This window comes from Streptomyces albus subsp. albus (genome assembly GCF_000725885.1).
GTDB classification, from domain to species: Bacteria; Actinomycetota; Actinomycetes; order Streptomycetales; family Streptomycetaceae; genus Streptomyces; species Streptomyces albus.
This window is the reverse complement of record NZ_JODR01000007.1, coordinates 221983-247126: the sequence shown is the minus strand read 5'-3', so window position 1 is coordinate 247126 and position 25144 is coordinate 221983. Positions and strand designations below refer to the sequence as shown.

The window sequence follows — 25144 nt, the reverse complement described above, 5'->3', positions numbered from 1 at the left end:
ACAGGCGCGTACTGCGCCCGGAGTACGCGCCGGGCCGCAGAAGGGGACTTGCGGGGGACACATCCGCCCCCCACATGGGTGAGGGTGTAAACGGCACCGGGTGTCTGCCCGTACGGCGGCACCAGCTCCACCCTTTCCCGAGAGAGAGACCCGGCAACCATGTCCTGGCTGTCCCGCCTCAGCCTCGTCCAACGTGGCCTGATAGGTCTGATGGCGCTCGTCGCCGTCGTCTTCGGCGCCATAGCCGTCCCGCAGCTCAAACAGCAGCTGCTGCCCTCCATCGACCTGCCCATGGTCTCGGTCATCGCGCCGTACCAGGGCGCCTCCCCCGACGTGGTGGAGAAGCAGGTCGTCGAACCGCTGGAAGAGACCATCCAGGGCGTCGACGGCGTCACCGGCGTCAACTCGACGGCCAGCGAGGGCTCCGCCGTCGTCATGGCGCAGTTCGACTACGGCGACGGCTCCGAGCAGACCGTCGCCGACGTCGAGCAGGCGGTCAACCGGGCCCGCGCCAAACTGCCCGACGGCGTCGACCCGCAGATCGTCTCCGGCGGTACCGACGACATCCCCACCGTCGTCCTCGCCGCCTCCGCGAAGGGCAAGGACCAGCAGGCGCTCGCCGACGCGCTCGACACCTCCGTGGTGCCCGTCCTCAAGGACATCGACGGTGTCAGCCAGGTGACCGTCGACGGAGTCCAGGAGCTCCAGGTCGCCGTCACCCCCGACGCCAAGAAGCTCGCCGCCGCCGGCGTCAGCCCCGCGGATCTGACCAAGGCCCTCCAGGCGGGCGGCGCCTCGGTACCCGCCGGCGCGTTCGACGAGAACGGCAAGAGCCGTACCGTGCAGGTCGGTGACGGCTTCACCTCGCTCAAGGACGTCGAGGAGCTGGCCCTCCCCGGCAAGGGCGGTGCTCAGCCGGTACGCGTCGGTGACGTCGCCACCGTGGAGGAGAGCCCGAAGAAGGCCACCTCGATCACCCGCACCAACGGTCAGCGCAGCCTGTCCGTCGCCGTCACCATGGACAACGACGGCAGCGCCGTCGACATCTCCGAAGCCGTCAAGGACAAGCTGCCGCAGCTGCGCGAGGACCTGGGCAAGGGCGCCGAGCTGACCGTGGTCGCCGACCAGGGCCCGCAGGTCTCCGAGTCCATCAGCTCGCTGACCACCGAGGGCATGCTCGGCCTCGTCTTCGCCGTCGTCGTCATCCTCGTCTTCCTGCTGTCGCTGCGCTCCACCCTGGTGACGGCCGTGTCCATCCCGCTGTCCGTCGTCCTGACGCTGATCGTGCTGTGGACGCAGGACCTCTCCCTCAACATGCTCACCCTCGGGGCGCTGACCATCGCCATCGGCCGCGTCGTGGACGACTCCATCGTCGTCCTGGAGAACATCAAACGGCACCTGGGCTACGGCAAGGAACGCACCACCGCCATCCTCGACGCCGTCAAGGAAGTCGCCGGCGCCATCACCTCCTCGACCCTGACCACCGTCGCGGTCTTCCTGCCGATGGCGTTCGTCGGCGGTATGGTCGGCGCCCTCTTCGGAGGCTTCTCGCTCACCATCACCGTCGCCCTCCTCGCCTCCTTGCTGGTGTCGCTGACGGTCGTGCCGGTGCTGTCGTACTGGTTCCTGCGCGCCCCCAAGGAGCTGGCCGGGCTCGACCCCGAGGAGCAGCGGCGCAAGTCCGAGGAGAAGGAGTCCCGCGGCCGGCTCCAGCGGATCTATGTGCCGGTGCTGCGGTTCGCCACCCGGCGCCGCCTCTTGAGCCTCCTCATCGCCGTCGTCGTGCTCGTCGCCACCTTCGGCATGGCACCCCTGCTCAAGACCAACTTCTTCGACCAGGGCGAGACCCAGCAGCTGTCCGTCAAGCAGGAACTGCCGCCCGGCAGCAGCCTGAAGGCGGCCGACAAGCAGGCCAAGCGCGTCGAGAAGATGCTCGCGGACATCGACGGGATCGAGGACTACCAGGTCACCGTCGGCTCGGCGGGACTGATGGCCGCCTTCGGCGGCGGCACCGACGCCAACCAGGCCACCTACCAGATCAAGCTCAAGGAGTCCGCCGACAGTGCCAAGGTCGAGGACGCCGTGCACGACGGCCTCGACGCCCTCGGCTCCGGCATCGGCGAGACCACCGTCAGCGCCGGCGACGGCTTCGGCAGCCAGGATCTGAGCGTCGTCGTCAAGGCCGGCGACGAGGATGTCCTCAAGAAGGCCGCCGAGAAGGTCCGCGCCAAGGTCGCCGGTCTCGACGACGTCACCGACGTCCAGTCCGACCTGGCCCAGTCCGTGCCGCGCATCCTGGTCAAGGCCAAGCCCGCCGCGGCCCGCTACGGCCTCGACGACGCCGCCCTCGGCCAGCTCGTCGCCCAGGCCGTCGCCGGCACCCCGTCCGGCAAGGCCGTCCTCGACAACACCGAACGCGACGTCGTCGTCCGCTCCCCGCAGCCGGCCGAGACCGTCGCCGAACTCAAGAAGCTGCCCGTCGGCAAGGCCACCCTCGGCAAGATCGCCGACGTGCGGACCGTGGACGGACCCGTCCAGCTCACCCGCATCGATGGCGCCCGCGCCGCGACGATCACGGCCAAGCCGACCGGGGACAACACCGGCGCCGTCAGCGCCCAGCTCCAGTCCGCCGTCGACTCCCTGGACCTGCCCGCGGGTGCCACCGCCGAGATCGGCGGCCTCTCCCAGGACCAGGACGAGGCGTTCACCGCGCTCGGCCTCGCCATGCTCGCGGCCATCGCGATCGTCTTCATGCTGCTGGTGGCGACGTTCCGCTCGCTCATCCAGCCGCTGATCCTGCTGGTCTCCATCCCGTTCGCCGCCACCGGCGCCCTCGGGCTGCTCGTCGTCACCGGCACCCCGCTGGGCGTGCCCGCGATGATCGGCATGCTGATGCTGATCGGCATCGTGGTCACCAACGCCATCGTGCTGATCGACCTCATCAACCAGTACCGGCGGCAGGGCTACGGCGTCGTCGAAGCCGTCATCGAGGGCGGCCGGCACCGGCTGCGGCCCATCCTGATGACCGCCCTCGCGACGATCTGCGCCCTTACCCCGATGGCGCTCGCCGTCACCGGGGACGGCGGCTTCATCTCGCAGCCGCTGGCCGTCGTCGTCATCGGCGGGCTGGTCACCTCGACCCTGCTCACCCTGCTGCTGGTGCCCACGCTGTACACCATGATCGAGCTGCGGAAGGAGAAGCGGGCCGCGAAGCGGAGGGGCACGCCCCCCGAGGGGACGGCCGCCACGGAACCCCGCGAAATGGCGGAGGCCTCCGCCTCCTGACGGTTCCTCCGCCTCCTGACGGTTGCTGCGGCCGAGGTGCCGCACCCTGCGGCCGAGGCGCCACCCTTCCCGGGTGGGGCCTCGGCCCTTTCTGCTTCTCCGGTCCTTGTCCGGGGGCCTGTGAAGGCCCCCTGTGGTCACGCCCGAAGCGCGTCGATCGCGGTGTCGATCGCGGCCAGGGCCGCCGTCCTGTCGAGACCCGCCCGCGAGACGAGCGACAGGCCCTGGACGACGTAGAGCAGCAGCTGGGCCTGGTCCTCAGGACGGGCGCTGTCGGTGACCTCGCCGGCGGCCTGGCCGCGGCGCAGCGCGTCGGTGAGGATGGCCGTGAACCGGCGGTACGAGCGGGCGACGACTTCGGTGGCCTCGCTGTCGTGGGGGACGAGCTCCGCGGTGGTGTTGCCCACCAGACAGCCCTGCGGCACCCCCACATCCGAGATCAGCTCGTCCAGGCGGGCCGGGTGGGTCAGGATCTCGCGCAGCGCGGGCAGGAGTGGCGTGGTGTCGAGCGCGGCGGTCAGGTGCCGCTCGTACACCTCCCAGTAGAGCCGCACGGCCTCCAGGTAGAAGCGGCGTTTGTCCCCGAACGTCCCGTAGAGGCTGCCGCGTTCCACGGCCAGCGTGTCGACCAGGTCCTGGATCGACGTCGCCCCGTACCCCCGGGACCAGAACAGTTCGAGTGCCCGCGTCAGCGTCTGGTCCTTGTCGAACCCGCGGGGCCGTCCGGTGCGTGCCACGTGGCCGAGGCTACAACTTCTTGACAGGGCGTTCAAGAAGTCATAGCTTCGCTCGCATGACTTTTGGAACGCCCGCACAGAAGTCGGCCGACCCCCTGCCGGGCGCGAAGGGCGCAGCAATGGACTTTGCAGGAAAGACCGCACTCGTCACCGGATCCGGAGCCATCGGCGGACTCGGACACGCGACGGCCCGGGTGCTCGCCGCCCAGGGAGCCGACCTGATCCTCACCGGCACCGACCCCGAACGCGGCGCCCAGGTCGTGCGGGACCTCACATCCGGCGAGACCACCGGGACGGTCCGCTTCGTCACGGCCGACGTGACCGACCCGGCAGCCGTGCAGCGGCTGGCCGAGGACGCCGGAGCCGTGGACATACTGATCAACAACGCGAGCGTCATGACGTTCGCCCCGACCACCGAGCAGGACCTCGCGAGCTACGACGCGTCCTTCGCGGTCAACGTGCGTGCCCCGTTCCTGCTCACCGCGCAGCTCGCCCCGAAGATGGCCGCGAGCGGCGGCGGCAGCATCGTCAACGTCAGCTCCACCGCCGCCGGCCTCGGCATGCCGGGCATGGCCGTGTACGGCGCCACCAAGGCTGCGCTCGAATCGCTGACCCGCACCTGGGCTGCGGAGTTCGCCTCCTCCGGCGTACGGGTCAACGCAGTCGCCCCCGGCCCGATGCGCACCTCGAAGGTGGTCGCGGCCATGGGCCCGGACATGGGCGGCATGGGCCTGACCACCGCGCTCAAGCGCACCGCCGACCCGGACGAGGTGGCACACGTCGTCGCCTTCCTCGCCGGCGACCGGGCCGGCTATGTGACCGGGGCGGTCGTGGCCGCGGACGGTGGGCGCACCGCGATCTGAACCCGGCCTGCCGGCGGCCGGGTGCTGCGTTGCCGACGGCCTGTCTCCCGTCGCTGACGTGGCAGTCCGTTGTCGGCCGGGCACCGCCGCTGCTGACGGGGCAGTCCGTCGCCGGCGGGGCAGCCCGTCGTCGTTGTCGATACGCGCGTCACTGCGCCGGAAGAAAAGGGAAAACCCATGGGTCGTCTAGCGGGAAAGCATGCACTGATCACAGGAGGGTCGAGCGGAATCGGGCTGGAGACCGCCCGCGAATTCCTCGCCGAAGGAGCCTCCGTCGCGATCACCGGCCGCTCACAGGAAAAACTGGACGAGGCCGCCCGGCAACTGGACGGACCGGTGCTGGCCATCGCCAGCGACGCCGGTGACGTGCCCGCGCAAGCCGCGCTCGCGGCGCGGCTCCAGGCCGAATGGCCGAAGCTCGACATTCTGATGAGCAACGCCGCCGACACCACTCATCTCCCGATCGAGGAGTGGACCGAGGAGGCATTCGACAGGCTCCTCGCAACCAATCTCAAAGCGCCGTTCTTCCTCATCAAGGAACTGCTTCCACTCTTCTCGCAGCAGTCCTCCGTCATTCTCGTCGGCTCGGTCTCCGCATTCATCGGACACGACAACGCGACGGTCTACGGCGCGGCCAAGGCGGGGCTGCTGTCCTATGCCCGCGGGCTCACCCACGAATTGAAGGAGCGGGGCGTCCGCGTGAACGGGCTGAGCCCGGGGCCGACCGTCACCAATGCGTTCGCCTCGCTCGGTGCGGAGCAGCGGGACGCCGTTCATTTGTTGGGGGCTCTGCCCCCAAACCCCCGGTCCTCGCCGGACGGGCGTTGGGGCGGCTCCTCCCCCAGACTCCGTCCGGGGGGACCCCCACCCAACTGCCCCCCGCTAGGGGGCTCCGCCCCCTAGGACCCCCGGCCGAAAGAGCGCAAGCCCGTTGACGTGAAAGAGCCCCGCCTTGCGGCGGGAGCCCTTGGCGGGGTTTGTGACTCCGTTGATGTTCGTTGTTGCTTTCCGTTGGGGTACCAGGCGGTAGGTACCAAGGTCGGGTGTCTTACAAGAAGGCGCCCGAGGGGATGTACGGGGTTGGGGGGCGGAGGCCGCGGTAGCAGACGAAGCCCTCGGCTCGGAGTTCCAGGCCGGCGTCGAGGCCCACGTCGACGGCCCACTGCTGGTCGGCGGTGATGTCCTGGACCTCTACGGTGACCCCCTCGTCGACTGCCAGGAGGGCGGCGGTCAGTACGCGTTTGGCCAGTCGCCGCGAGGTGGCGCCCAGCAGTGCGACCTTTCCGTCGGCACCGATGTAGCAGTACCCGCTGCCGGCGAGGTCGTCGGCGACGACGAGGCGGTTGTGCCGCATCAGGTAGGTGTGGTGGGGCCCGTGGGCCCCGCCACGCAGCCGTCGGTCGATGGAGTCGAGCAGGTCGCGGTCGCGGGGCCCGCCTTCCACGGCCGCGCCGTCGACGGTGCCGAGTGCGGCCCGGTCGACGGTGCCCCGCATCCGGATGGTGGGGTGCAGCTCGAAGCCGGCTTGCCGGTAGACGCGGGCCGCGGCGGGGTGCCGGGAGCAGCAGATGATGCCGCGCAGGCAGCCGCGTCCGTATTCGAGGGTGCGCTGGAGCAGTGCGCTGCCGACGCCTTTGCCCTGTGCTCCGGGGAGGACGACCAGGAGTGCCAGGCCCCAGGTGCCTTCACGGATGTGGGACTGGGCGGCGCCGACGGCCTGCCCGGTGTGATCCTCGGCGAGCCAGCTGCCGGCGGGGTCGTGCCGGACGATGTGGCGGATCTTCTCCCTGCTGCGTGCGGCCCGCGCTTCGGTGGGCGGTGCGGTGGGGGCGTCGCCTTTGAGGGCGTGCGACGCCCCGAACGCCGCTTCGGCGAGTTTCCGTACGGTCTCGGCGTCTTCTTCGGTGTCCCTGACAGGTCGCAGCAGCATCGGCCGCAGGTTACGGCAGGGCGAGCATCCGTTCCAGGGCCAGCTTGGCGTACTTCTCCGTCTCGGCGTCGACCTGGATGCGGTTGACGACGCGGCCGTCGACGAGGGATTCGAGGGCCCAGACCAGATGGGGCAGGTCGATGCGGTTCATGGTGGAGCAGAAGCAGACGGTGCGGTCGAGGAAGACGATCTGCTTGTCCTGCTCGGCGAAGCGGTTGGCGAGGCGTCGTACGAGGTTGAGTTCGGTGCCGACGGCCCAGGAGCTGCCGGCGGGTGCGGCTTCGAGGGTCTTGATGATGTGTTCCGTGGAGCCGACGTGGTCGGCGGCGGCGACGACCTCGTGCTTGCACTCGGGGTGGACCAGCACGTTGACGCCGGGTATCCGGGCGCGGACCTCGTCGACGGAGTCGAGGGAGAAGCGGCCGTGCACGGAGCAGTGGCCGCGCCACAGGATCATCTTCGCGTCGCGCAGCTGCTGCGGGGTGAGGCCGCCGCCGGGCTTGTGCGGGTTGTAGACGACGCAGTCGTCGAGGGACATGCCCAGATCGCGGACGGCGGTGTTGCGGCCGAGGTGCTGGTCGGGCAGGAAGAGCACCTTCTCGCCCTGGGAGAAGGCCCAGTCGAGTGCGCGGCGGGCGTTGGAGGAGGTGCAGATGGTGCCGCCGTGCCGGCCGGTGAAGGCTTTGATGTCGGCGGAGGAGTTCATGTAGGAGACGGGGACGGTCGTGCCGGCGACGCCCGCTTCGGTGAGCACGTCCCAGCATTCGGCGACCTGTTCGGCGGTGGCCATGTCGGCCATGGAGCAGCCCGCGGCCAGGTCGGGGAGGACGACCTGCTGGGTGTCGGCGGTGAGGATGTCGGCGGACTCGGCCATGAAGTGGACGCCGCAGAAGACGATGTACTCGGCCTGGGGGCGGGCCGCGGCGTCCTTGGCGAGCTTGAAGGAGTCGCCGGTGACGTCGGCGAAGGCGATGACCTCGTCGCGCTGGTAGTGGTGGCCCAGGACGAAGACGCGGTCGCCGAGTGCTTCCTTGGCGGCGCGGGCCCGGGCCACCAGACCGGGGTCGGAGGGGGCGGGGAGGTCTCCGGGGCATTCGACGCCGCGTTCGCTCCGGGGGTCGGCCTCACGGCCGAGCAGCAGCAGGGCGAGCGGGGTCGGCTGGACGTCCAGCGGCTGGGCGGCACTCACAGGACCAGCCCTTTCTGTTGGCTCGGTAGTCGTCTGGTGCCACTCGGACGCCGGGACGGCAGGCTTCTCGTCTAAGTGACGTTATCTATCATAGCTGCTTCGCGTCACTTTGACGATGGTGATCGCGTCGATGTGACACATTCCCGATCCCCGCGGGGGTGTGCGAGCATGAAGTGACCACTCCTGGAATGAATCCGGGATGCCGTCGGTTGAGCCGACGGTAAGAGAGCAGTCCGTACAACCCGGGAGAGAAGCAGATGTCCGTTTCGGACGAGACCGCTGTAAGCGAGGGCATCATCCTGTCCGACGCCGCCGCCGCGAAGGTCAAGAGCCTGCTGGAGCAGGAGGGCCGCGACGACCTGGCGTTGCGCGTCGCCGTCCAGCCGGGTGGCTGCTCCGGCCTGCGGTACCAGCTCTTCTTCGACGAGCGCTCGCTCGACGGCGACGTGGTCAAGGAGTTCGACGGCGTCAAGGTCGTCACCGACCGGATGAGCGCCCCCTACCTGGGTGGTGCCTCCATCGACTTCGTGGACACCATCGAGAAGCAGGGCTTCACCATCGACAACCCCAACGCCACCGGCTCCTGCGCCTGCGGCGACTCGTTCAACTGATCCGGCCGGCCGTCCTCCCGTGGCGGCCGGTACGGGCATGACAAGGGCGGCAGACTCCCCCCACCAGGAGTCCGCCGCCCTTGTCGGCTTTCGGGAGCGGCACGGGCCGCCCCGTCACTTGTGCGGCAGCTTCCGGCCGTCGCGGGCGTCCACGACCTTGCGGTCGCCCAGCTTCTTGTCGAGTTCCACCTGTACGGTCTGCCGCTTGGCGATCTTGACACAGACGTTCTTGCCGTCCTGCTTCGGCTTCGCGTCGAGCTTGACCTCCACCCGGTCGCCGGTCTCCTCGGTGGTGGCCTTGTAGGCGTCGCACACCCCGCCCCAGAAGTGGACCGTCAGGGTGCGGCCCTCGGCGGAGTACGACTCGATCGCCTGTGCGGTCTTGTGACGTCCCGGACCGGTGCCCTCGGAGTGGTCGCCCTTGCCCGGCTTGTGCGCCTCCGGTGCCGAGGGGTGGCCCGAGGTGCGGGATGGCTTCAAGTACTTCGGGTCCACCGCCGGGTGGGTGACCTCCAGATCGCCGCCGCCCTTCCGCTTCACCTCGTACAGCCAGGCCGGCACCAGCAGGGGGCGGCCGTGCGAGCGCTCCAGCGACAGCCCGAAGCGGGCGTCGCCGATCGTGGTGGGCTTGTTCCCGGCGCCCTCACCGGTGTGGCCGCCGCGTGACTGGCTCGCCTTGTTGAGCCGGTCCAGTGTCGCGGAGGCGCTCAGCACCGGGTACGCGGCGCCCTTGTGGGTCTGGTTCCAGCTCCCCTGCGCCCGTGTGACGGTGCCGTGCTCGTCCACCACGAACGTGGTGTCCCAGCCGTGCGTCGGCAGCCCGGCCACCTTCGGCGAGGCCGTCACCGTGCGGGTGCTGCCCACCGGCGACCCGGCCTTGAGGGAGGCGTCCTCAAGGCCCAGGGCGCGCAGGGCGGGGCGTACGGCGTCCTTCGCCTTCTTTTCGGACAGCGGTTTGCCGCGCGGTGCCGGGTCGGGCTCGGGGGTGGCGTCGGCGTCGAGCGGCACGGTGCCGCCGTTCTGGTACGTCCACGCACCGCCGTTCTTGCCGCGTTCGGCCGTCAGCCGCGCCCCGTCGCCGGGACCGCCGCCCACCCGCCAGCGGTCGTCCTCGGCCTTGACCGCGCCCTTGAGGTGGAGCGCCGCGGCGAGCTTCGCGACCTGGTCCTCGGTCACCTCGTGTCCGGTGCGGCGCACCGCGGCGGTCCGCGGGCCGTCGGGCAGCTGGCCCTCGGCGCGGTAGCCGCGCGGCCCCATCGGCTCGCCGGGTGCGATGCCCTCGCCGTCGCCGTGCGCGGACGCCGCGGTGCCGTCCAGTGCCAGCTTCGGCCGGCCGGCGCCCGCGGCGGCGGTGTCGGTGGCGTCCGATTCGTTCGAGGAGGAGGCGGTGGACGCCCAGTACGCGCCGCCCCCGGCGGCCAGCAGCACCGCCGCGGCCACGGAGACGACGGTCAGCTGCCGCCGCCTGCTCCGGGGTGCAGGCCGGTCCTCGCTCCGGGGGGACCGTTCCTCGGTCCTGGGGGAGGGGTCTGTACTCACCGAGAACTCCTTCGGCTCCGCGTCGTGCAGGTCTTGCCCGGGCCGCCCCCGCAACCGGGGACGTGGGTGGGACGGTCCGGGGAAGCGGACGGTTCCACGCCGGTACCGGGCGTGCGCATCTCGTACCGAACGTGGTGGAACGGCCGGATATGAGGCGATTGTGTCCTGTTCGGCTCGACGGCCCCAGCGGGTAGCGTTACTGCCGCCTGTCCTCCGCGCGCCCCGCGTGCGGGGGTACCCGATGTCTCTCAGGAGCAGAATTCGTCGTGCGTATCGCAGTCTGCGGCTCCATCGCAAACGACCACCTGATGACCTTCCCGGGGCGCTTCTCCGACCAACTGGTCGCCGACCAGTTGCACACGGTCTCGCTCTCCTTCCTCGTCGACCGCCTCGACATCCGCCGCGGCGGCGTCGGCGCCAACATCGCCTTCGGCATGGGCCAGCTCGGCGTCCGGCCGATCCTCGTCGGTGCCGCGGGCGAGGACTTCGAGGAGTACCGGGCCTGGCTGGAGCGCCACGGCGTGGACACCGAGTCGGTCCGCATCTCGGAGGTCGCGCACACGGCACGATTCGTCTGCACCACGGACGCCGACAACAACCAGATCGGCTCCTTCTACACCGGTGCCATGAGCGAGGCCCGGCTCATCGAACTCCAGCACGTCGCCGACCGGGTGGGCGGGCTCGACCTCGTCCTGATCGGCGCCGACGACCCCGAGGGCATGCTCCGGCACACCGAGGAGTGCCGCACCCGCGGCATCCCCTTCGCCGCCGACTACTCCCAGCAGATCGCACGGATGGACGGGGAGGGCATCCGGCAGCTGACCGAGGGCGCCACCTACCTCTTCTCGAACGAGTACGAGAAGGAACTGATCGAGTCGAAGACCGGCTGGAGCGACGAGGAGGTGCTCCAGAAGGTCGGCACCCGCGTCACCACACTCGGCAAGAAGGGGGCCCGCATCGACCGCGCGGGCCAGGAGCCGATCGTCGTCGGCGTCGCCGAGGAGCGCGAGAAGGCCGACCCCACCGGCGTCGGCGACGCCTTCCGCGCCGGCTTCCTCTCCGGGCTCGCCTGGGGCGTCGGCCTGGAGCGGGCCGCGCAGGTCGGCTGCATGCTGGCCACCCTGGTCGTCGAGACCATCGGCACCCAGGAGTACGAGCTCAAGCGGGTCCACTTCATGGAGCGCTTCACCAAGGCGTACGGCCATGACGCCGCCACCGAGGTGCAGGCCCATCTGAACTGAGGCCGCCGCTGCCCGGGGGCCCCGCCGTCAGGGTGCGGCCCGCCGCACCCGGAAGGTGACCCCCTCCCTCCCCTCGAAGGTGTGCCCCGTCATCTCGCACCAGGCGGGGATGTCCAGGCGTGCCGCCTCGTCGTCGGCGAGGACCCGGACGAGGCCGCCGGCCGGTACGGTGCCGATGGCCTTCGCCAGCTCGATCACCGGCAGCGGACACAGCTTGCCCCGCGCGTCGAGGGTCAGCCCGGCCCCGTCCGTGCCCGCTTCGTCCGCTGCCGCTCGACCCGTGCCGGTGCCCGGGGCCTCGGGGCGGCCCGCCGGGGAGTGCGGGACGGCGGCGGGCGCTGCGGCCTGCGCCCGCACCCCTGCGACGGCGCCGGGCAGCACGTCGAGGAACCGCTCCACCTCGTCGGCGTCCGTGCCCGGCGGCAGCGAGACGCGGACGTTGCCCTCCGACAGCACGCCCATCGCGCGCAGCACATGGCTGGGCGTCAGGGTGCCGGAGGTGCAGGAGGAGCCGGAGGACACGGAGAAGCCGGCGGCGTCCAGCGCGTGCAGCAGCGCCTCTCCGTCCACGTACAGACAGGAGAAGGTCACCAGGTGCGGGAGCCGCCGCACGGGGTCGCCGACGACCTCGCAGTCGGGCACCAGTTCGGGTACCCGGGATCTGATCCGGTCCACCAGCGCCCGCAGCCGCGCCGCTTCGGCGTCCGCCTCGGCCCGTACGGCCCGCAGGGAAGCGGCGGCGGCGACGATCGCGGGGATGTTCTCGAAGCCGGCCGCGCGGCCGGCCTCGCGCTCGTCGGCCGGTCCGGGCGGTGCGAACCGCACCCCCTTGCGCACCACCAGCAGCCCCACCCCGGCCGGACCGCCCCATTTGTGGGCGCTGCCGGCCAGCAGCGACCAGTCCCCGGGCACCGGGCCCCAGGGCAGCGACTGGGCGGCGTCCACCAGCAGCGGCACGCCCGCCTCCGCGCACGCCTGCGCCGCCTCCTCGACGGGCTGCACGGTGCCGACCTCGTGATTCGCGGACTGGAGGCAGGCCAGCGCGCACCCGGCGCCGAGCGCTGCCCGCCACTCCTGTGCGTCCAGGCGCCCCGTCCGGTCGACACCGACCGTCGTCACGGTGCCGCCGGCCCGCTCGTGGGCCTGGGCGGCGTGCAGGACCGCCGAGTGCTCGACGGCGGAGACGACCAGACGGTGACCGGTGCGGCGCCGCCCCGCGAGCGCGCCCGCCGTCGCGGTGTGCAGGGCCTGGGTGCCCGACGGGGTGAACGTCAGTTCGTCCGGGCGGCATCCGACGGCCTCCGCGGCGGTCTCGCGGGCCGCGTCGAGCAGCATCCGCGCCCGCCGGCCCTCCCGGTGCAGCCGCGCGGGATCGGCCCACCCCTCGTCCAGCGAGGCCAGCAGCGCCTGCCGGGCCACGGGGTGGAGGGGGAGCGAGGAGGCGGCATCGAAATAAGACACATTCGCACGCTACCGGCCCCCGTACGCCGCCGGAGCGTGCCCGTCCGGCCCGTCACCGGACTGTTGTTCGAGTCCTATGTCCTCCGGTCCGCACCGCTTCCGCCCTCCGCCGCCCGCGCACCTCCCGTCCCCGCCCCCGCCGCAGCCCGCGCGCCACGGTGCGCCGCACCGCCCCGGCGGTCGCGCCGCACGGCGCGAACTGCCTTGCGTGCTCCCCGCCGTGGTGCCGCCGCGAAGGCGCGGAACGCGGGCCCCGGGCGGCGGTTCCGGTCCGCCGCGGCGGCATCCGACCCCATCGGGGTGGTACGCGGCGCGTTGTGCCCCCTCCCCGCGCGACCCCAAATGGCGTCGGCTAGGGTTTGGTCCGCATAAACATCCAAACCCCTGCCCGCGCCAGGGCCGGCGCCCGACCACGTAAGAGGGCCGCGCCCGACCGACGCGGGCGAGACTCTCGGGAAGGCGCTACGTGAGTCCCAACGGCTCCGACCGCTCGTCGCGGCGCCCGATGCGGCGGAAGCTGCAGCAGGCGCTGGCCGCGGGCCTGGTCCTGGCGACCGCGACCGGTTGCACATCAAAGGACTTCCCCCGCCTCGGAATGCCCACCCCGGTAACGGACGAGGCGCCGCGGATCCTCTCCCTGTGGCAGGGCTCCTGGGCGGCGGCGCTCGCCGTGGGCGTCCTGGTGTGGGGGCTGATCCTGTGGAGTGTCATCTTCCACCGGCGCTCCCGGTCCAAGGTCGAGATCCCCGCCCAGACCCGGTACAACATGCCCATCGAGGCGCTGTACACCGTGGTCCCGATCATCATCATCTCGGTGCTCTTCTACTTCACCGCGCGGGATGAGACCAAGCTCCTGGAGACCTCGAAGAAGCCCGACCACGTCATCAACGTCGTGGGCTACCAGTGGAGCTGGGGCTTCAACTACATCGAGGACGTGGACGGCGACCCCAAGACGGACGTCACCACGAAGGACTCGCTCCACAAGGAGCTGAGCGCCATCCCGGACCGGATGACCAAGGGCTTCCCCAAGGGCGCCGAGGGCGTCTACGAGGCCGGCACTCCAGGTGAGAGGAACCCCCAGAACGGCAACCCGGGCCCGACCCTGTGGCTGCCGAAGGGCGAGAAGGTCCAGTTCATCCTGACCTCCCGCGACGTCATCCACGACTTCTGGGTCCTGCCGTTCCTGATGAAGCAGGACGTCATTCCGGGCCATGTCAACCGCTTCGAGGTGACCCCCAGCAAGGAAGGCACCTACCGGGGCAAGTGCGCCGAGCTGTGCGGCGTCGACCACTCCCGGATGCTCTTCAACGTGAAGATCGTTTCCCCGGAGCGCTACCAGAAGCACCTGGAGGATCTGGCGAAGAAGGGCCAGACCGGCTACATCCCGGCGGGCACCGCCACCACCGGTGGTGCCAAGAATGCGGAGACGAATAACCCGTGAGCATCCTCAACGAACCCCAGGGTGCCGCCGCCGACACGGCTCCGGCGACATCCCCTGGACGCCGTAAGAGCCCCGGCCAGGTGGTGGTCTCGTGGCTGACGACCACCGACCACAAGACGATCGGCAGTCTCTACCTGATCACGTCGTTCGTCTTCTTCATCATCGGCGGCGTCATGGCGCTGTTCATGCGCGCCGAACTCGCTCGGCCGGGCATGCAGATCATGTCGAACGAGCAGTTCAACCAGGCGTTCACCATGCATGGCACCGTCATGCTGCTGATGTTCGCCACCCCGCTGTTCAGTGGCTTCGCGAACTGGATCATGCCGCTCCAGATCGGTGCGCCGGACGTGGCGTTCCCGCGGCTGAACATGTTCGCCTACTGGCTCTACCTGTTCGGCTCGATCATCGCCGTGGGCGGCTTCCTCACCCCCCAGGGCGCGGCCGACTTCGGGTGGTTCGCCTACTCGCCGCTGTCCGACGCGGTCCGCTCGCCGGGTGTCGGCGCCGACATGTGGATCATGGGTCTGGCCCTCTCCGGCTTCGGTACGATCCTCGGCTCGGTCAACTTCATCACCACGATCATCTGCATGCGCGCCCCCGGCATGACGATGTTCCGCATGCCGATCTTCACCTGGAACGTGCTGCTCACCGGTGTGCTGGTGCTGCTGGCCTTCCCGGTGCTGGCCGCCGCGCTGTTCGCCCTGGAGGCGGACCGTAAATTCGGGGCACACATCTTCGATTCCGCCAACGGCGGAGCGTTGTTGTGGCAGCACCTGTTCTGGTTCTTCGGCCACCCCGAGGTGTACATCATCGCGCTGCCGTTCTTCGGCATCGTCTCCGAGGTCATCCCGGTCTTCAGCCGTAAGCCGATGTTCGGCTACATCGGTCTGATCGGCGCGACGATCGCCATCGCCGGTCTGTCGGTGACGGTCTGGGCGCACCACATGTACGTCACGGGCGGCGTCCTGTTGCCGTTCTTCTCGTTCATGACCTTCCTGATCGCCGTGCCGACAGGTGTGAAGTTCTTCAACTGGATCGGCACGATGTGGAAGGGCTCCTTGTCCTTCGAGACACCGATGCTGTGGACGATCGGGTTCCTGATCACCTTCACCTTCGGTGGTCTGACGGGCGTCATCCTGGCCTCGCCGCCGATGGACTTCCACGTCTCGGACTCGTACTTCGTCGTGGCGCACTTCCACTACGTCGTCTTCGGCACCGTGGTCTTCGCGATGTTCGCCGGCTTCCACTTCTGGTGGCCGAAGTTCACCGGCAAGATGCTGGACGAGCGGCTCGGCAAGATCACCTTCTGGACGCTGTTCATCGGCTTCCACGGCACCTTCCTCGTCCAGCACTGGCTGGGTGCCGAGGGCATGCCGCGCCGGTACGCCGACTACCTGGCGGCCGACGGCTTCACCGCGCTGAACACGATCTCCACGATCAGCTCGTTCCTGCTCGGCATGTCGATGCTGCCGTTCTTCTACAACGTCTGGAAGACGCACAAGTACGGCAAGAAGATCGAGGTCGACGACCCGTGGGGTTACGGCCGCTCGCTGGAGTGGGCGACCAGCTGCCCGCCGCCGCGGCACAACTTCCTCACCCTGCCCCGTATCCGCTCCGAATCCCCGGCGTTCGACCTGCACCACCCCGAGATCGCCGCGCTCGACGAGCTGGAGAACGTGGACCGGGGCGAGAAGGCCCTCGCCGGCAGCAAGGAGGCCGGGAAGTGAAGATCCAGGGCAAGATGTTCCTGTGGCTGTCGCTCTTCCTGCTGGCAGTCGCGATCACCTACGGGCTCTGGTCCAAGGAGCCGGTGGGCACCACGGCCCTGTTCCTGGCCTTCGGTCTGGCCATCATGGTCGGCTACTACCTGGCGTTCACCGCACGCCGCGTGGACACCGGGGCCCAGGACAACAAGGAGGCGGATGTCGCGGACGACGCCGGCGAGCTGGGCTTCTTCAGCCCGTGGAGCTGGCAGCCGCTCGTCCTCGGCCTCGGTGGCGCCTTCGCCTTCCTGGGCGTGGCCATCGGCTGGTGGCTGGTGTACGTCTCGGCGCCGCTGCTGCTGATCGGTCTGTTCGGCTGGGTGTTCGAGTACTACCACGGTGCCAACCGCACCCAGTGAGACCCGCGCCTGACGGCGCCTCACAGCACGACGACAAGCGAATAGCAAGGATCGGCCCCCCGACACTCCGGGGGGCCGACCCGTTCGTACGCATCCAGCGCGCCCGAATCGCCCATTATTCATATTTTGGGCCTATGAGTCACAGGCCGCGCACCGCGCTTCCGCAGGGGTTTCTCACCCCCAGAACACTGACCCGCAGGCACAAGCGCCGGGCGGTCAAGAGCTGCGCCCTGCTGCTGGCGCCCCTCTCCGTGGGGCTCGCCGCCTGCGGTACCGGGAACAGCAGCGGCGACCCGCTCGCCTCCGCCCCCTACGACGCCACCGACGCCGTCTCCGTCAGCACCCGCGCCGACGCCACGGACGTCGACCCCAACCAACCGCTCAAGGTCACCTCCCGCAACGGCGACACCCTCACCGACGTCACCGCAGCCGACGCGTCGGGACGGGTGGTGCCGGGCGAGCTGTCCGCCGACGGCAAGAGCTGGCACAGCACCGGCCCGCTGGCCGCCGGCGCCCACTACACCCTCGATGTCGGCACGGAGAACCAGGACGGCGCTCCAGGGCGGCGCACGATGGACTTCCGCACCCGGCCCGCATCCAAGCACCTGAACGTCAAACTCGGCCCGCAGAACGGCACATACGGCGTCGGGATGCCCCTCACGGCCGAACTGAGCCGCCCGGTCAAGGAACGCCGTCAGCGGGAGCTGGTGGAGCGGGCCCTCAAGGTCGACTCCCAGCCCCGGGTCGAGGGCTCCTGGCACTGGGTCGACAGCAAGAAGCTGCACTACCGGCCGCGCAGCTACTGGCCCGCCCACGCCACCATCACGCTGCGGTCGTCACTCAAAGGGCTGAAGATCCGGAAGGGTCTGTACGGCGGCAAGGCCAAACCCGTCCGGATGAAGACCGGCGACCGAATAGTCGCGGTGGCGGACGCCTCATCCCTCCGGATGACGGTCAAGAAGAACGGCAGGACCATCCACACGATGCCCATCACCACCGGCAAGGCGGGCTACGAGACCCGCAACGGCATCAAGGTGATCCTCACCAAGGAGCCGTACGTGCGGATGACCAGCGCCAGCATCGGCGCCTCCGACTTCTACGACCTCGGCGTCCACTGGGCCACCCGGCTGACCGACAGCGGCGAGTACGTGCACGGAGCACCCTGGTCCGTCGGCTCCCAGGGCGTCTCCAACACCAGCCACGGCTGCACCGGCATGAGCAGCGAGAACGCCAAGTGGTTCTTCAACACCGTCCGCGAGGGCGACATCGTGCAGCACGTCAACACGGCGGGCGAGAAGATGGCGCCCTTCGGCAACGGCTTCGGCGACTGGAACATGGACTGGAAGGAATGGCGGGCCGGCAGCGCCGTCGACCACGGCAGACCGGTCGGCAACGGGGCGGCGGACGCCGCCCGGCTCCGCCCGCAGGTGTGACATACGAGACGCGCCCGCCCGCCCCCCGAACGGGGGACGGGCGGGCGCGCGGTTGTCCTCGGCGGGACGTCCCGGAAGGCCGGCCGGCACGGAAGGGCGCGGGGCCCCGGGGAGCGGCGTGGCGGTCAGGCCCGGGCCAGGCTGCCCCGGGCGGCCCGCCGGCGCAGCAGCCCGGCCAGCGCATCGGCCAGCGCGACCGGGTCCACCGGGTGCGCCACGGTCGCCTCCGCCCGGCTCCAGGTGGCCAGCCAGGCGTCCTGCGGCCTGCCGATCAGCAGCAGCACCGGGGGGCACTCGAAGATCTCGTCCTTGATCTGGCGGCACACGCCCATGCCGCCGGCCGGGGAGGTCTCCCCGTCCAGCACGCACACATCCACGTGCTGCTCCTCCAGCGTGCTCAGGAGGGCCGGCAGGGTGGCGCATTCCAGGTAGCGGACCTCGGGCACGTCGGCGGCCGGCCGGCGGCCCGCGGCGAGCCGCACCTGCTCGCGGGTGGTGGCGTTGTCGCTGTAGACCAGCACCGTGGCGGTCGGCTGCATCGTTCCTCCGCGTCCGTAGCGTTGCGAATCGAGTGAACCGCTGGGGCTCGGATGCTACTCCCTCCGACGCCCCGTCAACACCGGGCAGCACACGCCCGTACTGGTCCGTACGAGGGCCGTGCCCGGGGTGGGGGAGGGCCGTCCGTGCAGGGCACGAGGCGGTCGGCGGGTACGGACACACCGAACGGGACCCCCCGAAGTGAGGCCGGGATAAGCGACCGACATAATGTCGGTCGTGGCGACAGCAACAGCAGTAGAAACCGGGCACGCGCACCCGTCGGTCAACAGGCCGAACCTCACCAGCGTCGGAACCATCATTTGGCTGAGTTCCGAGCTGATGTTCTTCGCGGCCCTCTTCGCGATGTACTTCACCCTTCGGTCGGTGACCGGAGCCGATTACTGGAAGGAGCATGCCTCACAGCTGAACCTTCCCTTCTCGGCGACGAACACCACGATCCTGGTGCTCTCCTCGCTCACCTGCCAGCTCGGCGTCTTCGCTGCCGAGCGCGGTGATGTGAAGAAGCTCCGGGCGTGGTTCATCGTCACCTTCATCATGGGTGCGATCTTTATCGGCGGCCAGGTCTTCGAATACACGGAACTGGTCAAGGAGGGCACCTCGCTCTCCTCCAGCCCGTACGGATCGGTGTTCTACCTGACCACCGGCTTCCACGGGATGCACGTGACGGGCGGCCTCATCGCCTTCCTGTTCGTCCTGGGGCGCACCTATGCGGCCAGGCGGTTCACACACCACCAGGCCACCGCCGCCATCGTCGTGTCCTACTACTGGCACTTCGTCGATGTCGTCTGGATCGGCCTCTTCGCCACGATCTACCTGATCCGGTAACCGCGCGGGCGTGGCATCGCCGCGCGCCGTACCGCACTGGCGGACTACGGAATCAACGGACAGACACCGCATCGACGAGAAGATCCTGACACCGGGGTAATCCGTGAAAAAGCTCTCCGCACGACGGCGCCATCCGCTGGCGGCGCTTGTCGTTCTACTCTTCGCGCTGGCGGCCACCGGGGGGCTGTACACCGCGTTCGCTCCCGCGGGTGAGGCCAAGGCCGAGAAGCAGGAGTCGAGTAAGTCCCTCGCCATCGAGGAGGGCAAGAAGCTCTACGCCACCGGGTGCTCCAGCTGCCACGGTACCGGCGGCCAGGGGACCAGCGACGGTCCCAGCCTGGTCGGTGTCGGGGCCGCGGCGGTGGACTTCCAGGTGGGCACGGGCCGCATGCCGGCCCAGCAGCCCGGCGCCCAGGTGCCGCGGAAGAAGAACATCTACAGCCAGGACGAGATCAACCAGCTCGCCGCGTACGTCGCCTCGCTGGGCTCGGGCCCGAGCCAGCCCACCAAGGAGATGTACGACCCGAGCGGGGCCGACGTCGCCCGGGGTGGGGAGCTCTTCCGCACCAACTGCTCGCAGTGCCACAACTTCACCGGCGAGGGCGGCGCCCTCACGCACGGCAAGTTCGCGCCCGACCTCGGCGATGTGGACGAGAAGCACATCTACGAGGCCATGCAGACCGGCCCCCAGAACATGCCGTCCTTCACCGATGGCGCGCTTCCCGAGAAGGACAAGCGGGACATCGTCGCCTATGTGAAGGAGGTCAACAGCGACAAGTCCGAGAGCCCCGGCGGGTTCAAGCTCGGTGGCTTCGGCCCCGTCAGCGAGGGCATGTTCGCCTGGATCTTCGGCCTCGGCGCGATGATCGCCGTCGCCGTCTGGGTCGCCGCTCGGACCGCAAAGGCCAAGAAGTCATGAGTAGCGAGACTGGACCCAACGAGAACGTGTCAGACGAGAACCTGCCCCGCGAGCAGGACAAGGCACACGGCGAGGTAGCGGGCAAGAACGACCCGTTCGCCGACCCGGGGCTGCCGCCCCACGAGCACCGCATCCAGGACATCGACGAGCGGGCCGCCAAGCGCTCCGAGCGCACCGTCGCCCTGCTGTTCACGGTGTCGATGCTGGCCACGATCGGCTTCATCGCCTCTTTCGTGGCGTTCCCGATCGACAAGATCATCTACGTCTGGCCGCTCGGGCACGTCAGCGCGCTGAACCTCGCGCTCGGCCTCACCCTCGGCGTGGCGCTCTTCTGCATCGGTGCCGGCGCGGTCCACTGGGCCCGCACGCTGATGTCCGACGAGGAGATGGTCGACGAGCGTCACCCGATCGCGGCGGAGCCCGCGGTCCGCGAGAAGGTCATCTCGGACTTCAAGCAGGGTGCCAAGGAGTCCGCGCTCGGGCGCCGGAAGCTGATCCGCAACACCATGTTCGGTGCGGTGGCCCTGGTGCCGCTCTCCGGTGTGGTGCTGCTGCGCGACCTGGGCCCGCTGCCCGAGGACAAGCTGCGGCACACCGCCTGGAAGAAGGGCAAGCTGCTGGTCAACGAGAACACCAACCAGCCGCTGCGTCCCGAGGACATCTCCGTCGGCTCGCTCACCTTCGCCCGTCCCGAGGGCCTGGACCACGAGGACGAGGACTTCCAGACGGAGATCGCCAAGGCGGCCCTGATGCTGGTCCGGCTGGAGCCGGACGACATCAAGGACAAGCGCGAGCTGGACTGGTCGCACGAGGGCATCGTCGCGTTCTCGAAGATCTGCACGCACGTCGGCTGCCCCGTCAGCCTCTACGAGCAGCAGACCCACCACGTCCTGTGCCCGTGCCACCAGTCGACGTTCGACCTGTCCGACGGTGCGCGCGTGCTCTTCGGACCCGCCGGCCACCCGCTGCCGCAGCTCAACATCAGCGTCAACAAGGACGGCTACCTCGAAGCGCAGGGCGACTTCGAGGAGCCCGTCGGTCCGGCCTTCTGGGAGCGCGGATGAGTACAGCAACCGAGGCCCATGGCAGCGCCGCTGCCGAGGGCAAGAAGAAGGCGCCCGCGGGGGAGCGGGTCGCCGACTGGGCCGACGGACGGCTGGGCATCTACAGCCTCGCCAAGGCCAACATGCGCAAGATCTTCCCGGACCACTGGTCCTTCATGCTGGGTGAGGTCGCGCTCTACAGCTTCATCATCATCATCCTGACCGGCGTCTACCTGACGCTGTTCTTCCACCCGTCGATGAACGAGGTGGAGTACCACGGCGCCTACACCCCGATGCACGGGGTGCGGATGTCGGAGGCGTACGCCTCGACGCTGGACATCAGCTTCGACGTGCGCGGCGGTCTGCTCGTGCGGCAGATCCACCACTGGGCGGCGCTGATCTTCCTCGCGGCGATGTTCGTGCACATGATGCGCGTCTTCTTCACGGGGGCGTTCCGCAAGCCGCGCGAGGTCAACTGGGTCTTCGGGTTCCTGCTCTTCGCACTGGGCATGTTCACCGGCTTCACCGGTTACTCGCTGCCGGACGACCTGCTGTCCGGTACCGGTGTCCGCTTCATGGAGGGCGCGATCCTGTCCGTGCCGATCGTGGGCACGTACCTGTCGATGTTCCTCTTCGGCGGGGAGTTCCCGGGTGACGACTTCGTCGCGCGGTTCTACTCCATCCACATCCTGCTGCTGCCGGGCATCATGCTCGGGCTGCTGGTGGCGCACCTGATCCTGGTCTTCTACCACAAGCACACCCAGTTCGCGGGCCCCGGCCGCAAGAACACCAACGTGGTCGGCATGCCGCTGCTGCCGGTCTACATGGCCAAGGCGGGAGGCTTCTTCTTCCTGGTCTTCGGTGTGATCGCGGCGATCGCGGCGCTCTTCAGCATCAACCCGATCTGGGTGCTGGGCCCCTACCGGCCGGACCAGGTGTCCACCAACGCGCAGCCCGACTGGTACATGGGCTTCTCCGAGGGCCTGGTGCGTGTGATGCCCGGCTGGGAGATCAACGCCTGGGGCCACACGCTGGTGCTCGGCGTGTTCATCCCGGTGATGATCATCTTCCCGCTGGTGCTGGTCACCATCGCGCTGTACCCGTTCATCGAGGCGTGGGTCACCGGCGACAAGCGGGAGCACCACATCGCCGACCGGCCGCGGAACGCCCCGACGCGTACCGCCTTCGGCGCCGCGTGGATCTCCTGGTACTTCGTGTGCCTCGTCGGCGGCGGCAACGACCTGTGGGCGACGCACTTCCACCTGTCGATCAACGCGATCACCTGGTTCGTGCGGGTGGCGTTCTTCGTCCTGCCGGTCCTGGTGTTCATCATCACCCGCCGCGTCTGCCTGGGCCTCCAGCGCAAGGACAGGGAGAAGGTGCTGCACGGTCGCGAGACCGGCACCATCAAGCGGCTCCCGCACGGCGAGTTCGTCGAGATCCACGAGCCGCTCTCCCAGGAGCAGCTGCACACGCTCACCGCTCACGACCAGTACCAGCCCGTCGAGATCGGGCCGCGTACCGACGAGAACGGTGTCGAGCGGAAGATCTCCCGCGGTCAGAAGCTGCGGGCCCGGCTCTCCAAGGGCTACTACGGCGAGTCCGGCCAGATCCCGAAGCCGACGCGGGAGGAGTACCGCGAGATCGAAAGCAGCCACGGCCACCACTGACCGCACGCTGCCGACAGCTGCACCAGCTGAATCCGCCACACCGGAAGGGGTTCACGGGTCCGTCCCGTGGGCCCCTTCCGGGCGTACGGGCACTCCTCACGTACCGCGTGCCCACGGGTTGAACGGGCCGCCGCACAGCCGCCCGGAGTCGATAGGGTGGCGGCACCATTCACGTCGGTCTACTGCCAGGATGTGGTTCCCATGAGCGCTGCTACCCCCGCCGGAGGCGACACCATGGCGGCGCACTCCTGGCCCGACGTGCTCAGCGCCCTGCTGGCCGGCCAGGACCTGAGCGAGGACGCCACCGCCTGGGCGATGGACCGCATCATGCGGGGCGAGGCCACCGACGCGCAGATCGCCGGGTTCGCGGTGGCGCTGCGGGCCAAGGGCGAGACCGTCGAGGAGATCTCCGGCCTGGTACGGGCCATGTACCGGCACGCGCGGACCATCGAGGTGCCGGGCCCGGCCGTGGACATCGTCGGCACCGGCGGCGACCGGGCCAAGACGGTGAACATCTCCACCATGTCGGCGATCGTCGTCGCCGGGACCGGGGTGAAGGTCGTCAAGCACGGCAACCGGGCCTCCTCCAGCGCCAGCGGGGCCTCCGACGTGCTGGAGAAGCTCGGCGTGGACCTGGAACTGCCCCCGGAACGGGTGGCGCAGGTGGCCGCCGAGGCGGGCATCACCTTCTGCTTCGCGGTGCTCTTCCACCCCTCGCTGCGGCACGTGGGCACCGCCCGCAAGGAACTGGGCGTGGCCACCCCGTTCAACTTCCTGGGCCCGCTCACCAACCCGGCGCGGGTCCGCGCCCAGGCCACCGGCGTCGCCGACGCGCGGATGGCCCCTATCATCGCCGGAGTGCTCGCGGCCCGCGGCTCCTCCGCGCTGGTCTTCCGCGGGGACGACGGGCTGGACGAACTGACGACCACGGCCACGTCCACCGTCTGGGTCGTACGTGACGGCACCGTGCGCGAGGAGAGCTTCGACCCCCGCGACGTGGGCATCGACCTGGTGCCCGTCGAAGCGCTGCGGGGTGCCGACGCCGCCTACAACGCGGATGTCGCCCGCCGGCTGCTGGAGGGGGAGACCGGTCCCGTGCGGGACGCCGTCCTGCTCAACTCCGCCGCCGCCCTCGTCGCCCTCGACCTGCGGGACGCGCCGCTGAGCGAGCAGATCGCCGCCGGGATGCGACGGGCCGCAGAGTCCATCGACTCGGGCGCCGCACGCGCCGCACTGGAACGGTGGGTGGAGGCCAGCCACCGCCGGTGAGGGGCCGCCCCGCGACGGCCCCCGGCCCGGTCACTGCCCGGCCGCGGCCTCCAACTGGGCGACGTCCAGCTTCCCCATGCCGAGCATGGCGCGGGTGACCGCCTCGGCCCGCCGCTTGTCCGAGTCCGCCAGCAGTTCGAACAGCCGACGGGGGACGATCTGCCAGGACAGCCCGTACTTGTCCTTCAGCCAGCCGCACGGGCCCGGCCGGCCCCCGTCGGCCGTCAGCTTCTCCCAGAGGCTGTCCACCTCCTCCTGGGAATCGCAGTCCACCTGGAGGGAGACCGCCTCGGTGAACGTGAACTGCGGACCGCCGTTGAGGGCCACGTACTGCTGCCCCGCCAGCTCGAAGACCACGGTCATCACCGAACCGGGCTCACCCGGGCCCGCCTCGCTGTAGCGGGTGACCTCCACGATGCGGGAGCCCTCGAAGAGGGACACGTAGAAGTTCGCCGCCTCCTCCGCCTGGTCGTCGTACCAGAGAAACGTCTTGATCTTCTGCGCCTGCTGCATGGGACCTCCCGTAGACCGGAGCACTCTCCTTGAAGACCTGACCCCACCCCCAAACTCATCGCAGAGCCCCCCAGAACCCCACCCGGTCGGCCCACACCCTTGGTGCCCCAACGGAAACAACAACGGACATCAACGGAGTCACAAACCCCGCCAAGGGCTCCCGCCGCAAGGCGGACTGGTCTCACGTCAACGGGCTCAGGCTCTTTCGGCCGGGGGTCCTAGGGGGCGAAGCCCCCTAGCGGGGGGCGGTTGGGGGGCGGAGCCGCCCCAACGCCCGTCCGGCGAGGACCGGGGGTTTGGGGGCAGAGCCCCCAACAAATGGGGGAGCAAGGGGGCGGAGGCCCCAGCCAAAGGGATAAGGGCCCCACCCAATGGGGGAGCACAGGGGCGCAGGCCCCAGCCAAGGGGCGGGGGCCCCACCCATGGGGCACCAGGGGCGGAGCCCCTGCTGGGAGGGGGTCCGCATGGCAAGACGGGGCATGTGCGCCGCGCACA

General features: G+C 69.8%; 21 protein-coding genes. 14 read left to right on the top strand and 7 right to left on the bottom strand.

What is annotated here, in order from left to right:
- Positions 1-159: 159 nt before the first annotated feature.
- Positions 160-3285, top strand: coding sequence for an efflux RND transporter permease subunit (locus IO40_RS0109390; RefSeq protein ID WP_016468536.1), 3126 nt, complete (start codon positions 160-162; stop codon positions 3283-3285).
- Between the two features lie 137 nt (positions 3286-3422).
- Here the strand turns inward: IO40_RS0109390 and IO40_RS0109385 are convergent, their stop codons facing one another.
- Complete coding sequence (locus IO40_RS0109385; RefSeq protein WP_016468535.1) at positions 3423-4022, bottom strand: TetR/AcrR family transcriptional regulator; 600 nt, start codon at positions 4020-4022, stop codon at positions 3423-3425.
- Positions 4023-4141: 119 nt separating this feature from the next.
- On the opposite strand from IO40_RS0109385, the gene IO40_RS0109380 reads away from it, so the two are divergent.
- Positions 4142-4885, top strand: a complete 744-nt coding sequence (locus IO40_RS0109380) for an SDR family NAD(P)-dependent oxidoreductase (protein WP_031175244.1) — start codon at positions 4142-4144, stop codon at positions 4883-4885.
- A 177-nt stretch (positions 4886-5062) separates the two neighbouring features.
- Entirely contained in the window at positions 5063-5788 is a 726-nt protein-coding gene (locus IO40_RS0109375) for an SDR family NAD(P)-dependent oxidoreductase (protein WP_244190319.1), read from the top strand.
- Between the two features lie 145 nt (positions 5789-5933).
- Here IO40_RS0109375 and IO40_RS0109370 read toward each other — a convergent pair whose 3' ends face one another.
- Both IO40_RS0109370 and nadA read right to left on the bottom strand, forming a co-directional pair.
- On the bottom strand, positions 5934-6815 hold the full coding sequence (locus IO40_RS0109370; protein ID WP_016468532.1) for a GNAT family N-acetyltransferase: 882 nt from the start codon (positions 6813-6815) through the stop codon (positions 5934-5936).
- 10 nt (positions 6816-6825) lie between these two features.
- Positions 6826-8004, bottom strand: coding sequence for a quinolinate synthase NadA (gene nadA, locus IO40_RS0109365; RefSeq protein WP_016468531.1), 1179 nt, complete (start codon positions 8002-8004; stop codon positions 6826-6828).
- A gap of 257 nt (positions 8005-8261) precedes the next feature.
- Between nadA and erpA the strand changes: the two genes are divergently transcribed.
- Positions 8262-8615: an iron-sulfur cluster insertion protein ErpA gene (erpA, locus tag IO40_RS0109360; RefSeq protein WP_016468530.1), complete on the top strand. Its 354-nt coding sequence runs from the start codon at positions 8262-8264 to the stop codon at positions 8613-8615.
- 114 nt (positions 8616-8729) lie between these two features.
- On the opposite strand, the gene IO40_RS0109355 is transcribed toward erpA, so the two are convergent.
- Complete coding sequence (locus IO40_RS0109355) at positions 8730-10154, bottom strand: hypothetical protein (RefSeq protein WP_016468529.1); 1425 nt, start codon at positions 10152-10154, stop codon at positions 8730-8732.
- 266 nt (positions 10155-10420) lie between these two features.
- Here IO40_RS0109355 and IO40_RS0109350 point away from each other — a divergent pair, with 266 nt between their 5' ends.
- Positions 10421-11395 carry a carbohydrate kinase family protein gene (locus IO40_RS0109350; RefSeq protein ID WP_016468528.1) on the top strand — a complete coding sequence of 325 codons (975 nt, stop codon included), beginning with the start codon at positions 10421-10423 and terminating at the stop codon, positions 11393-11395.
- Between the two features lie 27 nt (positions 11396-11422).
- On the opposite strand, the gene IO40_RS0109345 is transcribed toward IO40_RS0109350, so the two are convergent.
- Positions 11423-12856 carry a cysteine desulfurase/sulfurtransferase TusA family protein gene (locus tag IO40_RS0109345; RefSeq protein ID WP_031027491.1) on the bottom strand — a complete coding sequence of 478 codons (1434 nt, stop codon included), beginning with the start codon at positions 12854-12856 and terminating at the stop codon, positions 11423-11425.
- Between the two features lie 466 nt (positions 12857-13322).
- On the opposite strand from IO40_RS0109345, the gene ctaC reads away from it, so the two are divergent.
- From ctaC to IO40_RS0109325, 4 genes are all read left to right on the top strand, one after another.
- Positions 13323-14297: an aa3-type cytochrome oxidase subunit II gene (gene ctaC, locus IO40_RS0109340; RefSeq protein WP_016468526.1), complete on the top strand. Its 975-nt coding sequence runs from the start codon at positions 13323-13325 to the stop codon at positions 14295-14297.
- Positions 14294-16024: an aa3-type cytochrome oxidase subunit I gene (gene ctaD / locus IO40_RS0109335; RefSeq protein ID WP_030406111.1), complete on the top strand. Its 1731-nt coding sequence runs from the start codon at positions 14294-14296 to the stop codon at positions 16022-16024. The genes ctaC and ctaD overlap by 4 nt, the downstream gene beginning before the upstream one ends.
- A complete protein-coding gene (locus IO40_RS0109330; protein ID WP_016468524.1) occupies positions 16021-16419 on the top strand; it encodes a cytochrome c oxidase subunit 4 in 399 nt (132 codons plus the stop codon). The genes ctaD and IO40_RS0109330 overlap by 4 nt, the downstream gene beginning before the upstream one ends.
- A 134-nt stretch (positions 16420-16553) precedes the next feature.
- Complete coding sequence (locus IO40_RS0109325; protein WP_016468523.1) at positions 16554-17852, top strand: L,D-transpeptidase; 1299 nt, start codon at positions 16554-16556, stop codon at positions 17850-17852.
- Between the two features lie 125 nt (positions 17853-17977).
- Here the strand turns inward: IO40_RS0109325 and IO40_RS0109320 are convergent, their stop codons facing one another.
- Complete coding sequence (locus IO40_RS0109320) at positions 17978-18391, bottom strand: chemotaxis protein CheY (RefSeq protein WP_030406113.1); 414 nt, start codon at positions 18389-18391, stop codon at positions 17978-17980.
- 226 nt (positions 18392-18617) lie between these two features.
- Between IO40_RS0109320 and ctaE the strand changes: the two genes are divergently transcribed.
- From ctaE to trpD, 5 genes are all read left to right on the top strand, one after another.
- Complete coding sequence (gene ctaE / locus IO40_RS0109315) at positions 18618-19235, top strand: aa3-type cytochrome oxidase subunit III (RefSeq protein ID WP_030406114.1); 618 nt, start codon at positions 18618-18620, stop codon at positions 19233-19235.
- Between the two features lie 103 nt (positions 19236-19338).
- On the top strand, positions 19339-20154 hold the full coding sequence (gene qcrC / locus IO40_RS0109310) for a cytochrome bc1 complex diheme cytochrome c subunit (RefSeq protein ID WP_016468520.1): 816 nt from the start codon (positions 19339-19341) through the stop codon (positions 20152-20154).
- Complete coding sequence (gene qcrA, locus IO40_RS0109305) at positions 20151-21218, top strand: cytochrome bc1 complex Rieske iron-sulfur subunit (protein WP_016468519.1); 1068 nt, start codon at positions 20151-20153, stop codon at positions 21216-21218. The genes qcrC and qcrA overlap by 4 nt, the downstream gene beginning before the upstream one ends.
- A complete protein-coding gene (gene qcrB / locus IO40_RS0109300) occupies positions 21215-22867 on the top strand; it encodes a cytochrome bc1 complex cytochrome b subunit (protein WP_030406115.1) in 1653 nt (550 codons plus the stop codon). Before qcrA ends, qcrB begins: the two co-directional genes overlap by 4 nt.
- Positions 22868-23068: 201 nt before the next feature.
- A complete protein-coding gene (gene trpD / locus IO40_RS0109295) occupies positions 23069-24136 on the top strand; it encodes an anthranilate phosphoribosyltransferase (RefSeq protein WP_030406116.1) in 1068 nt (355 codons plus the stop codon).
- 30 nt (positions 24137-24166) lie between these two features.
- Here trpD and IO40_RS0109290 read toward each other — a convergent pair whose 3' ends face one another.
- Complete coding sequence (locus IO40_RS0109290; RefSeq protein ID WP_016468516.1) at positions 24167-24649, bottom strand: VOC family protein; 483 nt, start codon at positions 24647-24649, stop codon at positions 24167-24169.
- Positions 24650-25144: the final 495 nt, after the last annotated feature.